At 60.2% G+C, this 14852-nt stretch carries 15 protein-coding genes; 2 read left to right on the top strand and 13 right to left on the bottom strand.

Features of this window, described 5'->3' with window-relative positions; translation table 11 throughout:
• Positions 1 to 21: 21 nt before the first annotated feature.
• Complete coding sequence (locus tag DMX11_RS20840) at positions 22 to 408, bottom strand: hypothetical protein (RefSeq protein ID WP_110746335.1); 387 nt, start codon at positions 406 to 408, stop codon at positions 22 to 24.
• A 170-nt stretch (positions 409 to 578) separates the two neighbouring features.
• Positions 579 to 3551 (bottom strand): DotA/TraY family protein, encoded by a 2973-nt coding sequence (locus DMX11_RS20835; protein ID WP_110746333.1) that lies wholly within the window; start codon positions 3549 to 3551, stop codon positions 579 to 581.
• Between the two features lie 976 nt (positions 3552 to 4527).
• On the opposite strand from DMX11_RS20835, the gene DMX11_RS20830 reads away from it, so the two are divergent.
• The gene (locus tag DMX11_RS20830) at positions 4528 to 5073 is read left to right on the top strand and encodes a hypothetical protein (RefSeq protein WP_256590644.1); all 546 of its coding nucleotides are present in this window, start codon (positions 4528 to 4530) and stop codon (positions 5071 to 5073) included.
• Positions 5074 to 5083: 10 nt separating this feature from the next.
• Complete coding sequence (locus DMX11_RS20825) at positions 5084 to 5437, top strand: hypothetical protein (protein ID WP_110746328.1); 354 nt, start codon at positions 5084 to 5086, stop codon at positions 5435 to 5437.
• 36 nt (positions 5438 to 5473) lie between these two features.
• On the opposite strand, the gene DMX11_RS20820 is transcribed toward DMX11_RS20825, so the two are convergent.
• From DMX11_RS20820 to DMX11_RS20770, 11 genes are all read right to left on the bottom strand, one after another.
• Positions 5474 to 6337 carry a hypothetical protein gene (locus DMX11_RS20820; protein ID WP_110746326.1) on the bottom strand — a complete coding sequence of 288 codons (864 nt, stop codon included), beginning with the start codon at positions 6335 to 6337 and terminating at the stop codon, positions 5474 to 5476.
• 36 nt (positions 6338 to 6373) lie between these two features.
• Positions 6374 to 6946, bottom strand: coding sequence for a hypothetical protein (locus DMX11_RS20815; RefSeq protein ID WP_256590643.1), 573 nt, complete (start codon positions 6944 to 6946; stop codon positions 6374 to 6376).
• Between the two features lie 5 nt (positions 6947 to 6951).
• Positions 6952 to 7755 carry a hypothetical protein gene (locus DMX11_RS20810; protein ID WP_256590642.1) on the bottom strand — a complete coding sequence of 268 codons (804 nt, stop codon included), beginning with the start codon at positions 7753 to 7755 and terminating at the stop codon, positions 6952 to 6954.
• Positions 7756 to 8043: 288 nt separating this feature from the next.
• Positions 8044 to 8838, bottom strand: a complete 795-nt coding sequence (locus tag DMX11_RS20805; RefSeq protein WP_110746320.1) for a hypothetical protein — start codon at positions 8836 to 8838, stop codon at positions 8044 to 8046.
• Positions 8839 to 8850: 12 nt separating this feature from the next.
• Positions 8851 to 9819 (bottom strand): hypothetical protein, encoded by a 969-nt coding sequence (locus DMX11_RS20800; RefSeq protein ID WP_110746317.1) that lies wholly within the window; start codon positions 9817 to 9819, stop codon positions 8851 to 8853.
• Positions 9820 to 9953: 134 nt separating this feature from the next.
• Positions 9954 to 11264, bottom strand: coding sequence for a type IV secretion protein (locus DMX11_RS20795; protein ID WP_110746315.1), 1311 nt, complete (start codon positions 11262 to 11264; stop codon positions 9954 to 9956).
• 55 nt (positions 11265 to 11319) lie between these two features.
• A complete protein-coding gene (locus tag DMX11_RS20790) occupies positions 11320 to 11538 on the bottom strand; it encodes a hypothetical protein (protein ID WP_110746313.1) in 219 nt (72 codons plus the stop codon).
• A gap of 103 nt (positions 11539 to 11641) precedes the next feature.
• Complete coding sequence (locus DMX11_RS20785) at positions 11642 to 12841, bottom strand: ATPase, T2SS/T4P/T4SS family (RefSeq protein ID WP_014592463.1); 1200 nt, start codon at positions 12839 to 12841, stop codon at positions 11642 to 11644.
• Positions 12838 to 13731 carry a type IV secretory system conjugative DNA transfer family protein gene (locus DMX11_RS20780; protein WP_256590641.1) on the bottom strand — a complete coding sequence of 298 codons (894 nt, stop codon included), beginning with the start codon at positions 13729 to 13731 and terminating at the stop codon, positions 12838 to 12840. Before DMX11_RS20780 ends, DMX11_RS20785 begins: the two co-directional genes overlap by 4 nt.
• Positions 13732 to 13745: 14 nt before the next feature.
• Positions 13746 to 14246, bottom strand: a complete 501-nt coding sequence (locus DMX11_RS20775; RefSeq protein WP_223279199.1) for a DotD/TraH family lipoprotein — start codon at positions 14244 to 14246, stop codon at positions 13746 to 13748.
• An 81-nt stretch (positions 14247 to 14327) separates the two neighbouring features.
• The gene (locus DMX11_RS20770; RefSeq protein ID WP_110746311.1) at positions 14328 to 14852 is read right to left on the bottom strand and encodes a transglycosylase SLT domain-containing protein; all 525 of its coding nucleotides are present in this window, start codon (positions 14850 to 14852) and stop codon (positions 14328 to 14330) included.

The raw sequence follows: 14852 nt of genomic DNA, 5'->3' as shown, positions 1-14852 counted from the left end.
ACTTGAAGCTTGCCCGCTCGGCTAGCCCGCTTGCTGCAACCGCTGAGCAGCAGCATGGTAAAGAATTGTCAGATCCTGCCTGGCACCCATTACTTCATTGTGAAAAACCGCCGACACAAACGGCGCCACCTTGAAGAAATCCGGCAGCACCTGCGGAGCGCTGGCATGAATAGGAAAGACCGGATTGGCCGGCGCAGCTAGCTGAAACTGATAACCAAACCCGCCCAACCCCGCGCGCTCGGACAGCGCCTGGGCAATGCACAGCACTGCCACCAGGCCGATTTCCGCCACATCATCAGCGTACAGTTCACCACCATCGTAGATAAACTGCTCACCGCGCACGATGGCCTGGTCTGCCAGGCCGGTCAGAAGCCGTCGAAGCTGGTCTTCCAGTTGATTGTCATCCATGCCAAGCCTCCGCCAAGCGATCCGAGTCAGGTATCAAGATACGCACACGATTGCGCGTCACCGTCCAAGACAACCCGGGGCGAGTAAAATTCCGCCCAGGCTAGCAAATTGCCATCTCTTAACTGCACCCACCCAGTGCCTGAATATCTGCATCCCCACATCGCTGCCGCTCATCGGCTTTCGCCGTCGTCGCCTTTGCCGTTTGTCGAGTCAGCCCCGGCCGGAAGCGCAGCCTCATTGAACTGTTGACCCTGTGCGCCGGCACTTTCCGCCTGCGCGTCAGGCGAGGCGTCCTGCTCTTGAGTCGTGTCGCTCCCGGCGGGGGCTGAGCCACCGCTCAGAGAATCCTGGTACGCCTGAATTCGCGAATCCGCGCCTTCGTTATACGCAGCCTTGCCCTCAGCACCTGCTGTGCTGAAGGCTTGCTTGTAGTCGGCCCCGGCGGCACCTGCTGTAGACGCCAGACCCGCGCCTGCAGTCAGCACACCGTTGGCAACGCCATCACGTACCCGCCCTCCCAGCGAGGCCGCCCCAGACTCGCGGAAGGAATCTACGCCAGCACGCCCAGCGGACAAGGCAACACTGCCGGCCCTGCGCATGGTCCTGCCGGTGGCAGCTGTGCCACCCGCGATGGCCCGCCCCAGCGCCACCCCTGCAGCGTCAGTGCGTTTTTCACCCAAGGTTCGTTTGTCTCCCGACTCAGCCTCGGCTTTTGCGCTCGAGTCGCCAGCGGCCGGTCCGCCAACCCCCTGACCGTTGGCGTTGACCAGCGCCGCTTTATCGCCGGAACCACCACGGGACCCACCGCCACCTGACCCACCGCCGCCTGACCCACCACCGGGTGAGGAGCCATCCGGCGGGGGCAGCTTGCCTTGATCACGACCCAGGCGCATGCCCGTGCCAGTACCACTGATGCTCCCCCCTGCGGCAGCAATGCCGCCGCGCATCTGGCCAGTCGCATTGGTCTCACCCAGGTCACCAATACCCGCGCCGATCCAGCGCAGCACCTGGTCAGGCAAGGTCTGCGGCAGGCCAAAGATCATGTACAGCACGGGCAGCAGCGTCAGCCCGAACACCATGAACCACCAGGCAAACGTCAAGAATTCCGCAATGACACCCACTCCCCCCGTCGAGGACACGACTGCACCGCGCATGGCGAAAAAGCCCGTGGCTATGTAGTCGATCACGGGGTCGGACACCAGCACCGCCGCGAACAACCCCAGAATCGCAAGCGCAGGGCGGGCGAACAGTGACAGCAACAGCAAGTAACCTTGCGTCTGCGACCCCACGAACGTTCTGTCCGGCGTCATGTGCATCACAGCCCATAGCGGCGCAGCGATGATCGATTGCAATACGGCGAGCACCCAACCGACGAATACGATCATGAACAGCGTGTACGGCAGGCTAGGAAGGAAGACACTGAAGTAAAAGGCCAGAGGCTCGATGTAACTGGCCATCAACGCAAGCTGCTTGATTGGCACCTCGATCACCCAGTCCCAAAGCGGTGTGACGATCTTGTCCGCCTCCAGGCCGTTACCCAACACTTTTGCTGCGGAAACCGTACCCGCAAGCAAGCGCACAGCCGTGGTCGTGGTCTTGATCGCGACATCGGCAAGCAGGATCCCGGCGCGCGCAACGCTCAGATAGTCGCCCACGCACTTCATGCGGTTGAGCGAGCCCCCCATCTGTCCTGCCGTTCCGCAGAGCGGCGTCTGCCCGTTGCTGCCGGCACCGGTGGCAATCTGCACCACATTCAGCATCATTCCGTTGACGAACGACGACATCTTGCTGTCCATGTCTGCCCGCAGCGAACCCACGTTGATATCGGTTTTGGGGTCCTTGGGTATGAGGCTGGCAAAGTCTTCCGGCTTGGTGGTCTTGGCCTTGGTGTAAGTATCCTTCTCTTCAGCCTTTTTGTTGATTGCCTCGGTAACGGTGGTCACGCTGTTGCTCAGCAACATATAACGCGCATCCACAGGCAAACCGACCAAAGACGGTGCGCCTACGGAGCCGACCGGTTCCGCAAGCACGCCTGCAATCTGGCCGCGCACCATGCCAACGCGCTGGAACCAACCGCCAGCGGCTGCCCAGCCATCGTCGGTGAGGGTTTTCAGGAAGTCTTTCAGCCCACTGTCCACCTCACCCTGCTCGTTGTTGACTTCATTGACGAGCGCAGTGGCGATATGGTTCTCCCAGGTCTTCACAATCTGGTTGAAACGGTCGGAATCGACATCTTCCCAGCCTGAATCATTGATGCTCACAGGCCACGAGTCGACCCACGCGTCCAGATCTGCCATCAGGTAGCCGGCGGCTTCGATCTTCTGCCCTTGCACCTGCTGACGCACCTTCTCCAGGGCCTGGGGAATAGCATCGGATTTCGTCTGGGCCATGTACGAGGACAGCTTCACCGTACCGCAGAAAGGCTGACCACCGGCCAGGTTGGTCACCGCATTCCGGTCCTTGAGGAGGAAGGTGGACTCGAACCGGCCATCTATCTCGACTCGTTTGTCGGCAGCCTGCTTGCTGACGCCTTCGCTGATACTTTCGTTCTTGGCCTGAACTTTCGGCACTTCGGCCGGAGTGGGTCCCGCATAGATGGCATTTGCGGCCTTGGCACAGTAGGAAACGCCAATGTACTGGCGTGCGAAATCACGCAGCCCATAGAAGTTTCCTGCCTGGTTGACGCCCTGAACGATACCGTCTGCCGAGAGGACCCCGATGGCCATGCCAGCTTTATAGGTGCCATTGGCAAAGCCGATGCCCCACAGGGAAAACATCAGAACGATCAGCTGGATGAAAGAGAAACCGCTGGTGGTCGGCAGCAACACGGCGCCACCTGCCACGATCCGCACCGGCGTCCACAAGGACGACCAGCTCTTGCCCATTGCCTCGCCATCATTGGCCGTGTTGGTTACCCCCATCACCGCCACGTACGAGACGATCAGCGAGCCGATGATCAGGATGCCGCTGTTGAAGAAGCCGAACATGGTGGCAAGGATGTTCGCGCCCGACTCCACAGAGTTGGGGTCGGTGCCCATGACCAGCGAGTCGATGACCGGGCCGAATATCCTGCCAAGCATCGCGACCGACTGATCGGTACACGCGCTTGGGTCGCTGCATGGAGAAAACGGCATCTGGGCCATTTGTGATACCTACCTGAATCGAGTTGCGGACGGTTGATCTGAATCGTTCGCGACGAATTCCCCTTGGAATGCTCCGTCGTCCTTGAGTTGAGCTGTCGAGCAGCCCGGCAAGCGTTGCCTGCACAGCGTTGCTTTCGAGCCTGAGCCATGGCGTCACGCTACAAGCCGCGACCCACCAGATATCCAAAGCCAGGCAATCTTAAACCAGAAATCACTCATTTATCAAAATATTGTTATGAAAGAAAACTAACAAAAAACCGAAACAGGCCGACAAGTACTTGTAGCTACCGATGCCGCAAGGGCTACGTAAAGAAATGTAAAGTCGTGTAAACATTGGCATATTGCCACCAAATCAGCGATTAAAGGCGAAAAAACCGTGATAACCTGCACATCTGAACGAGAAGAATCCTTGCCGGGTTGATCTTTCTTCAGATAGTGCTTTCATAGGAAACTCAGCCAGTTTTCAGGCGTCAATTTAGCGTTGACCGAGGCATTTCAGGTCGCTTGACGGCGGTTCGGTAGGCAAAGCGCACGCCAGCGACGCTTTGCGCCAAAGGCAGTTGAAAAATTGACGGGAGACCCATGTTACGGGCGCTGGAGCCAGGCAGGCCCGATCAGCACAGGCATTGTGCTCAACGAGGAAGGCCCTGTTTTCAACGAGATCTACTGGGATACTTCAAGTAACCAAAAAAAACGATTTTTAAAGCGCACCCACAAGAATTGTGAAAGCAAAAATGCTAAGGTCATTCAAGCAGATGAACCCTTAGGGTTCGCATGGGTTTACCCGCAGCACGTCAGCGGAGGAGCTAACGAGATCCGCATGCCTGCGCGACGCAATTACGGCGAACCGCGCAGAGAAGCAGATACCGCTGAATGCAGACTGGTTCGGGCGCGTTCAAGCCCTGTGAAAAAACGACGGACATAGATGCAGCTATCAATACGCGATGCCAGCCGATTCGTGATCGGTGCCGGGTCCATGCGAGACAGAGCCATAGCGGCCTCTGGCAACCCGGCAATCAGCTTGGAAAACGTAGCGCAAGCCGCGTTACGGGAAGGTCCTGACGGCCAAAAAATTCGCCAGACGATTGACGCCCTGGGCGAGCAGGAATCGGCGTGGCTGCGTAATACGCCACCGCACACCCTGCGTTCCGACCGGGTCATGCAAAGCCGTAAAGCCGAGGCCGATGCATTCATAGCCATCCATCGCGCGGTGATCAGCGGCGTGGTGTTCGAAGCCGCAGGCGCAGGTGACAAGCGCGAAGCGGAAACCGGCCTGCGCCAATCACTGACCAGCGCCATCGAAGCAATCGACCAAGCTCCCGGCTCTCGAGCCGATCGAGAGGGGCTGCTGGCCAACCTGCGCGACCAAGTGATTGCAGTGGCCTCGGATGGCGACTTCATGAAGCAGCTATTACGCCATAGCGAACAAGCCTATCTGGCTGCCGACCTTGACAAGACATTTGCCCGTTACGCCAATCCTTCGCTGTCGCGCAGCGAGGACCTGGATGGGTACGGCCCCTAAGGACAAAACCATGCCGAACGCGCAGGACTTCCAGAGCTTCACCGCCTCCGTTTTTCCGTCACAAGCGGCGGAAATCGTCATTGCCAAACAGCCCGCACTGGCCGATTACGGCCAACAGCTACGCAGTGCCGTGAATCAGCTTCCACCGGAGGCCTCACGAGCGCTGCTAGGCGAATATGGTACGGCTTCGCCAGCGCTCGTCAGCGGGATTGAAGAAGCTATCGTGCAGCGCGAGTTTGCTCACGACCACGCAGCGCAGCAAGCAAACCTCAATCAGAATTGGCTGAACGCCGCAGATATGCATACTTCCGGCATCGACGAGGCGGTGGCGGCAGCAGACGATGCCTGGAATGCGGCGCCATAAGCGCCGCCCCCCGCCCCACCGATTCACAGAGACGGATTAGCGCACGGCGGCCTGCTGTGAGGCGCTCTTGTAGGTGCGCAAACCATCACGGCACGACATCGAAGCAACCGTGAACTGCACCTCATACTGCAAATACTCGTTCGCCGAGATAGTAGCCGGGCGCCGACCCCTGTCCTTTGTGGAGGTGTAGGCAAGCACTGCATCGCACGTGGTCCACTCACCGGATCGGGTGTTGAGTCTGCTTGCCTGCGAGCGCATCTGCGTCGCGAAACCGGCATCATCCATGACAACCGGAATTCGGTGAGGGGTGGTAACCACGGCCACATGCCGCCCACTTCCCTCGCCCATGAAGCCTGGCGTTATGGTGATGCTGCCATTGCTGTCGATGCGCGGAATTGCCGTGAAGCGCGCAGCAAACTGCTGCGTACTTGCCAGCTGGGCAAGGGTCTGGCCCTTAAGTTTGCCCCAGTAAGCATCAGGTGGGTTGCGCGCATCATAGCTAGGCGCGGCCCTGTCATAAGGGCTACCCGCCAGCTTCAGTTCCGCTTGACGCTGGAAATACCTGTCGCGACATGACGCATTGGTGTTCTTGTCCAGGTCCTGCCCGGATTTCGCACTGTAGAGCAAGGCGCTCGCGCAGGCGAAGTCGTATCGGCCATTGAAATACAGGTAGAGCCCGCTGCCGGCCAGGCTTTTGGTCGGGATCAAGTCCAGCTCGCCGCTGCTTGCCCCGCCACCAACAGCGGTAACAAGGCCGCTGGGCATCATCGAAGTCAGCGAGCTGACCGCTTCGTCCGAGAAACGAATCTTGGTCTTCCCGTCCGGCATCTGCTCGGTCGTGACACAGCCCGCCATTGCCACGGCGGCCAGCACGGGCAGGAGGAATTTACACTTGGTCATGCACGTATCCTTACTTGAAATGTCTGCTTGAGCGCATCAGAAGAACCGCCCCATGTCTTGCTGCTGCACCTTCGCCTGGCGGGTCTCGCGCAGCTGGCGCACCACGTCCCCTGCGCGCATCTCGACAGGTTCGCCACACGGCTCGCCCACCTCGACCACGTAGCCGTCACGGACCGACACCTGCACGAACTGGATGAAACGAGCAGCGGCCATGAGCGCGCGCTTTTCACCCTCGTCGACGAAGATACCCAGCGCCAGCGGCGGCATGCGCGAATCCATGAAGTTCACGCCCTCCACCGACAGGTACAGCCGGTCAGAGACGTAGGCAGCTTCGAAAGGCATGCACGAAGCCCAAGCTGCCTCGAATGGCTGGACACCGACATACAAAGTGTCGCCCTCCAGGGCAAAGCTGAAACGCCCACTTTGCATGGGCGAGAGCAGTATCACGCGGTCGTGCTCAGGATGGCGCAGCACTTCGTCCCGCTTGAAGTTCGCCGTCCAGCGCAGAAAGTTGGCATACCCCACCACCTGCCTGGCCGCCCGCGCTACACGGGCCCGCTCCCCTGCACTTATTGCCGGCCCGACGTCCTTATGGCCCTGGATCCCCATGTAAATCAGTCCTCGTGCTTTTTGCGTTTTTCCAGCATTCCGAAGAAGTCATCCAGAATCTTGTTCAGCATCTTCTGCGGCGTGTGGCCAAAGTTCTTGGCGTGCTCCGACACCCGCTCATGGTTGTCATTGCGCAAGGTGTAGGAGTTGGACGGGTCCTTTTTGCGGTTGCGGAACGAAATCAGCCCGGAACGGCGCGCCATCGACATCATGCGCTCGTAGTCCGTGTGCGAAATGTTGAATTTCTTGCGGATATCGACCTTGGTCAGGCGCTCGTCCGCCTTCATCAACCGCACCGACTCCACCATCAGGTTATGCAACTGGTTCAGCCGCACCAGGTGGTTGAAACCGCTGTCGATTTGCCCCCGCTCTACAGCCCCGCGATCGGTGTCCGGACGCGCCAGGCCACTCGAGAGGTTCTTCAATACGACCTCGTCGGACAAGTCGAGCGGGTTTCGGTTCTTCTTGGTTTCCTTGAAATCGGGTGATTCGCCGCTCAGGTAGTACACCGAGCCTTGTTTGGCGATTTCCACTTCCAGGAACGAACAGGCAACCATGAAGATGTCTTCGGTACAGAGCTTGCGCGACACGCCCTGCTGAATAGCCTCGCGGCTAAGCGGCTCGTCGGCAGCGCGCATGGCGGCCTGGGTATGCTTGGCCCGCTGGATGTCCTGGACCATGTTGAAATACGACTTCAGAGGCAGCACCTTGTCGGACAGGTTGACCAACGGGTGCAACTCTTTGACGGTGTCGGCCAGTACATCTGGCGAGGGGACCAGCAGCGACCTCAGGCCCTGGGCAAGGGACAATAACTTGGCCCCGTCTTTAACTTCATTCGCTGGTCGCATATACGTACCTAAGATTTCCAATCCAAAATAGTCTTAAAGTGCCTGCGCAGGCATACACACTCCGCTCAAGCAGAACAGCAGCACCAGGCTTCGTAGGCCCGGCCCGCTCTCATTCTCCAATCCTGGAAAAGATCCTCCTTCGGCACCGTAAGGCAGCATTCGGGCGACGCGAGAGGGCTCCCCGCCATTCTACGCGCCCGCAAACCAGCGAAAGGCATACCCCATCCGTGAAGCAGGAAGCAATGGCAATCATTGCGGCGCCAGGCACCCAATGTCGCCGCCCTGACCTGGATCAAGCCCCATGGACTGCAGGGTCTGCTTGGTCAGTTCCACCTGCGCCTTGATCGACTCAGGGTCGTTCGCCATCTGCTGCGCGACAGCATTTTCAATCGGCGCCTGGGAGGAAGCAAGATGAGACATGGTCGCCATCACCGCAATGACCACCAAAGGCGGTACCAGCCAGGCCATTGCGGTCTTGCGCCGGCGTGACCTGGCCTGGCTCTGGGCACTGCTTGCGGCCTGCTCGCGCAAGGCCTTGCGCGAAGGCTGCGGCGCTGCGCCCTGGTACTGCGAAGCAGTCAACGAAACCGGGCGCACGACCTCTGCTGGCACAGATGCACGTTCAGCTTCCTGGCGCTGGAAGTAGTCGTTCAAGGCCTCGTTCAGGCATTCCGAAAGGGCCTGGCGTACCGTGTAGGCAACCAGCGCAGGCTCGATATGGGTGAGCGCCCCCTTGCGGTCTGCCTCGGCATGAAACACCAGTTGCAGGGCCGCCAGTTCGTGACTGACCGGCAGCCCGCCATCGCCCTCGATCGCCAGGCTGACGCTGCCTTTGAGCACCCGCTGATGGCCATCGTCCTCAGCCGCGTCGAAGCCGGCCACTACCAGCGACAGTTGCTGGAACCCCCTGGCGATACGCACGGTACGGGTAGCCCGCTGCGCGTCATGGGGGCTTTGGCTGTCGAACACCACCAGCAAGTGCTCGCCCGAACCGAAGATGCGGATACTGGGGTCGAACTCAAAGTTCGGCGCTTTGGCTTTCATGTACTTTGCTCCTTAAAGTTTTCCAAAGATGTCTTCAATCACGACCGCCTGTGAAAGGCCGGTCATCATCCTTGGCTTCCCTGTACGGTGATCGATGAAGAACGCAGCCGGTACACCAGCCTGTTCCTTGCCGTTATGTTCGAATGCGGCGAACAGAAACGCCAGGTTGGTGCTCAACTGCTCGACGGTTTCCGGCGACGGCTCGGAGCGCACCTGCTCATGTTTGCCCAGCACCCGCGCCAGCATATTCTGGTCCTTGGCCTGCAGGATGGTGGCGGCCAGCGGTACGCCGTCTGCCGGGTTACCCAGCGCTGCGGACGGGATCCACTTGATGGAGTGGCCTTTGGCTGCGTAAGCCCTTGTCAGGTTGTATGCTTCGCGGCAGTACGGGCAACGTGGGTCGATGATGATGTAGACGGTATCGCCGATACCACCTTTGCCTTCCTTGATGCCTGCCAGGGAGTCGACGGTTTTCATCGACTCTGGGATCGCGCCTTTGAAGCTGCCGTCCATGGCGGCGGCTTCGCGCACATTCGGCGCCTCAACGGGTGACATCTGCGGCGCAGCTGGCGCGGCAGCGACCGGGGCAGCAACAGGCGGCGCGACGACGGCCTGTGCAACGCCAGGCAGGAAGGCATCGGAGATATTGCTGCCGGTTTCGGCATTCCAGGCCACGCCGGTGAACAGCACCGCAGAGTCAGGCGTACTGAAAAGCACCACTTGATGGCCGTTCTTTTCAACAGTCCAGGCGGTCAGCCCGCCGAGACCCACCGGCCGGGCGCTGACGATCCGCCCATAGCGCGACACCCGCTGCGCGGTCAGGTCATCAAGCTCCTGTTGGGCGGGGTTTACCTGTGCAGTGCCTTGAGCGGTGATGAAGGCAGAGAGGTCCGCCGGTTGTGCCGGGGCGGCATGGGCGACGGAAACCCCCGCCGCAAGCGCCGCCAGCATGGCGACAGGTCTTGCAATCACACCCTTCATGGCTCGATGTCCTTATTAAGAATCCAATACGACCGTATTCTAACAAAAAAGCAAAAAAAGGCACCAAAAAAACAAAAAAAGGCCATCTATAAAGATGGCCCTTTGCTTCTATCCAAACCTTCAAGGCTGCCGCTTCAGGCAGGCCCCTCATCGAGCGCTGCCCCTTGTGCCGCGGCATACCGTTCCTGCTGCAGGGCCTCATAGCGCTGCTTGTCGGCCTCGGAATACTTGTACGCCGACATCGCCAGCTCGAGACCGTTGACCGCCTTGTCCAGCTGGGGCTCCGCCAGCGATACCCCCGCTTTGCACTCATACAGGAAATGCGACAGGATCCCCGGCGCTTCCGGGAAACCGGCCTGGCGCCCGATCGTCTGCAGGGCATACCACATGTCACGGTCGAAGAAACGCAGCCAGCGCATTTCTGCGGGTGGCAGCACACCCAGGCGGCGAGCCTGGAAGAACATGGCAAAGATGATGGTGCGGACGAATGCATGCGCATGCAGAATCGCACTGGCATTGGGGTGCTTGATGTACTTCTGGATGATCGCCCGAGGCTCTTCCAGCGGCACTTCGGGCTTCAGCCAGGCATAAGGGTCGCCCCGCTGCTCGGCCTTGCCGACAGGTGCCTTGAACTGATCCCAGCACCAGGCAACCATGTAGTCGCTGTCGGCCATGGCCGCCTTGAAAGCATTGTCATCCAGCGCTGTATCGGTGGCGACCACCCGCGGCAACGCTATCGCCACCAGCAGTGTTTCTGCCGGCGTCAGGTTGGCAACCCGGGTCCAGTGCTGGCCCAACTGGCGACGCATCACCTCGGTGGTTTTCTCGCGATCCAGGGTTGGGGCCCAGCTGCGATCCGATTGCTCCTGCCAACCACTGATCAGCAAGTGCCGGTAGGCAAACTGGCGGGAAGTCTGCGACATGCCGAACACGGGATGGTCCAGCGGCTGGGCGATCAGGTCGAGTTCGGCGAACATGCGCAGGTGCGGGTACTGCGCCTTGTTCTCCTGCACAAAGCTCTTGATATTGTGCGTCTTGGTGAACCTGAGCTTGGGGTGGGTCTTGTTGATACGCAGGAACATGCGCACCGACAGGATCACCATCAGCAGCAGGAAAAAACCATTCATGAACAGCGACGACGAAGTGATTTCACCCCACGCCACGCTCGAAAAATCTCGCTGACAGGCACCGATGATGCCTTCCGGCGCACACATGCGCCCGACCCACTGGTTGATCGAGGCAATACCTGGCAGCGCGGCGAAGTCACCCAGCACACTCGGCAACCAAAGCTCGACGTAGCGAATGTAGGTGTACACCTTGGCAATCTTGTCGTGAGCGAAGTACCAGGCACCCCACCCCCCGAGGTAAAGCACCGCCATGATCCCGAGCAAAATGGCGGGGTCATCCCAGGTAAAGCTCTTTTGCCCACCTCCCTGTTGCTTCATTCAACGCCTCCTCTGGCCGCCACAAAGACTCTGCCGGTCATGTCTGTCTTGCCAACTACCTGGCCAGTTCTTTGAGCAAATTGTGCGTGGTACGCACTCGCCCCACCATGAACACGCCGGCGCGGCGGCAAACCGCCCGCACGGTCATTTTCTTCACCACCTCGATGTAGACCAGGCCAAAGGTCATGCACAGCGCCAGTGGCAGCAGAAACTTCCACAGCGCCGGCACCAGCAGCAACATCAGCCACGGCAAAGCGGCGCTTGCGTTGATCACGAAAAAACGTGCGGGGGGAGCGCATCTGCTCCAGTGATACCGTCCTGTTGCCATAACTTCTCCGTAAACTCGTTGCAGTCAGCATTAATGGGCAGCCAGCGCCTTAGCCGTGGCGCAGGTCGCGGGCAGTCGCCTCGCTGATCAGGCCTGCGGCCAGCAGGCGATCCGCCTCCGCAGCAAAGGTATGCCCTTCTTCACGCACGAACTCGGCAACCCGCTGGGTTACCCGGCCCATGTCGGTCAGGTCCATCAAGGTGTCACGCACCTGTTCGGTAAACCTCAGCCAAGATCGCGCAGCGGTGCGTTTGCCATCCACCGTCGGCACAAGCTTCTGCGCCATCATGAAACGGCTGGTATCGACAAGGTCGTAGATAGCGGTGGCACGCTCCTGTTCCGGAAAGCGGGAAATCATCCGGCGCATGATCGCCGCCACATCCTTGGCGTGCACCGTGCCGAATACCGGGTGCCCCGTCAGCGACAGCTCCACCGCCGCGCGAATGGTCTCCTGGTCGCGCAACTCGCCGATCACGCACAGGCCTGGCGCACGTCGCATGGCCTCGCGGTTTGCCCGGTAAAAGTCTTTGAAGTGCGTGGGGATCTGCGACTGCACGAAGATCGAATGCTTGCTCTGGACTTTGTCGTAGGTGAATTCGATCGGTTCTTCATGGCTGATCAGGTTGCCCTTGATCGGCGTGTCGTTTTCCAGGATGAAGCGGTTGATGGCGGCAAAGGTGGTGGTTTTGCCATGGCCGGTGGCACCGGCCACGTAGACGATGCCATCACGCGGCGTGGCCATTCTGACGATTTCCTCACTCAGGCCCACGTCCTGGATGCGTGGCGGGTCATCGGGAATGGCACGGATGACGATCTGGCACGAAGTATCGCCATGGCAGGCGATAGGCGAGGCGTTTACCCGGTAGGCATAGCGCAGGCGCGCACCGCGGGCATCCTTGCGCTCCGGGTCGAACAACTCGTAACGCTCGTTGACCGCCGTGCCGGAGACGATATCGGTGGTGGCGGTGTCCCGGTTGGCCGCCATCTTCAGCAGTTCGTTGACTTCCCCGACATCCAGCGCACGCCGAGTGACCGCATACATCCGCCCGTATTTCTTCACCACCACCGGCAATGCGGGCTGGATGAAAATGTCGCTGACGCCATGGGTCAGGGTTTCCAGCATCATGGCTTTGAACTGATCGGCGCGATCGAAACGAAACGGGTCTTCGTAACTGGTCAGGCGCTCCAGGCGCTCGATCATCGCCCCCGGCTCCAGCATCATCACGTCGTCGTGGAAGTCCTGCTTCATTGCCGCCCGCCTTCAACGCCCGCAGGCTGTCGGGCTGCAGCAGGCGTTGGCGCTGGGCTGCCAGCGCCGGTTACCGGGGCACGGCGTGGCGGGTTGGCAATGGTCGAAGTAGCGATCGAACTGCGCCACACGTTCATGTTGTCGTTGAACTCGGGCAAGGCGGTGATGCGCAGCAGGGTTTCGTCCACTGCCATCGACCGCCCTTCCCGGGTAACCGGGATCGCCGCACCGGAGATGATCGGCATGGTGACTTGGCCGTGACGGGCAAACTCATTGAAACGGCGCATACCATCGATATCGCGGTTCATCCGGTCGAAGCCGTAGGTCAGCATCAGGTTGGCCTGCTCGACCCCTTGTTGCCAGCCCTCGCGCACGGCCAGTTTCCATACCCGTTCTTCCTCGTCAGAGCGCGGCACCAGCGCCGAAACCAACGAGGTGCGGTCGAAGGTGGGCGGCGGGAAGCTGAGGTATTCGCGCCAGCTGGGCGGCACGGAGGAAAAGCGTGCCTGCGACTCGATCTTGTAGGCCGCCCCCGACAAGCGCAGCGTGTAGTCGCCGTCCTGGTTGTACAGGTGGCGCGCTTCGGTGATGACCGGCGGCACGACGCGGTCCTGGATCATCAGGCTGCTGAAGTCATAGACGGTGTCGAACTCACGCTCGCGCAGCTTCAGGGCTTTGTTGATGTTGGTCAGCTGCCACGCCAGGCCAGCTTTCACCCCCACCTGCAATGCCGCATCGAGAATGGCTTCGCCGCGTGCGGCCGATGCCTGGTTCTTCTCGTCACGCATGGCCTCGATCGCCGACCTGGCATCGCCTGCCTCACCCTGCTGCTGCACGTAGGCGGGTTTGTCATAGAGGCGCTCGGCGTCCTCGAGGGTCATCGGGGGCATGTCCATCGCCATGTTCAGCCCCTCCCCAGCGCCAGCGGCACCGGCTTGTAAATCAGGCGCAGCGTGTTGGTGCTCTTGTCCAGCACCACATCGGCACCGGTATCGATCTGTGCACCCACATCCTTCAGCACGTTGATCGGCGTTGCCTTGCGCACCCACACATTGATGGGCTTGAGATCGACGCGCTTGCCGCTCTCGACATAGGCGTAGCCATAACGGCTGGCGAAGGTCTGCAGAAGCTCCTGAGGCTTGCCAATGAAGTCGATATCGACCTGGTCGGTGTCTACCGCAGCCTGCCGCGAAGCCGCTTGCACACGGTCGGCGTTCAGCCGCGAAACGTAGGTGTGCTGAGAATTGACCGCCACCGACACCTTGTCGGCGATGATCCGGCTGGCAAACGCCTCGGTGTCTTCGGTAGTGGGCTTGGCAGAGCTGGCACAACCACCCAGCGCAACCAGTGCCACCAGCACACCGCCAGCCTTGCAGGCGCGTGCACCCATGCGTATTCCTTTCATGTAAAAACTCCTGAAGTTGTCTTGTTCATCGACCCGGGGCAACCCTGGCCCAGAAGGCTTGGCATTCTGCGGTGGCCTGCGTTACTGGTAGCTGACCACCAGTCTGGCGTGGCGCTGTCGCTCGAGGTACTTGCCCCATTTCACCGCCAGCGGGATCAGGTCTTTCTTGTAGATGTCGTTGAATTTGCGGGTGCGCGAGTGGTAATTGGCGGCGCGGGTCCAGAAGTCCTGGCCATTGTTCTCGTCCAGCTTCTGGCGCAGCAGCCACGCCGCCAACTCCGCGTTGTAGCAACCGCGCCAGGCAACATCGGACTTGGTGATCGCCGGGTATGCGGCAAACACGCCTTTCGGGCCCCAGTGGGTGGTATTGATCTGGAAGTGGCCAAGGTCGAAGGTGCCATTGCGGTTCGACACGCTTTGGCCGTTCTTGCCGCTTTCCTTGCTGGAGATGGCCAACAGCACGTTGGCCGGCACACCCTGGCGCTGCGCTGCCTGCACGACGCAGTCGATATCCGCAGGGCGCACGGCATAGAAGTCATCGGCCAATGCTTGCATGGCGCAACACATCAGGGGAATGAACAGCCACTGGGGCCGTTTGCGCATCAT

Source organism: Pseudomonas sp. LB-090624 (assembly GCF_003205205.1).
In the GTDB taxonomy this organism is placed as follows: Bacteria; Pseudomonadota; Gammaproteobacteria; order Pseudomonadales; family Pseudomonadaceae; genus Aquipseudomonas.
This window is presented reverse-complemented; position numbering and strand designations above follow the sequence as displayed.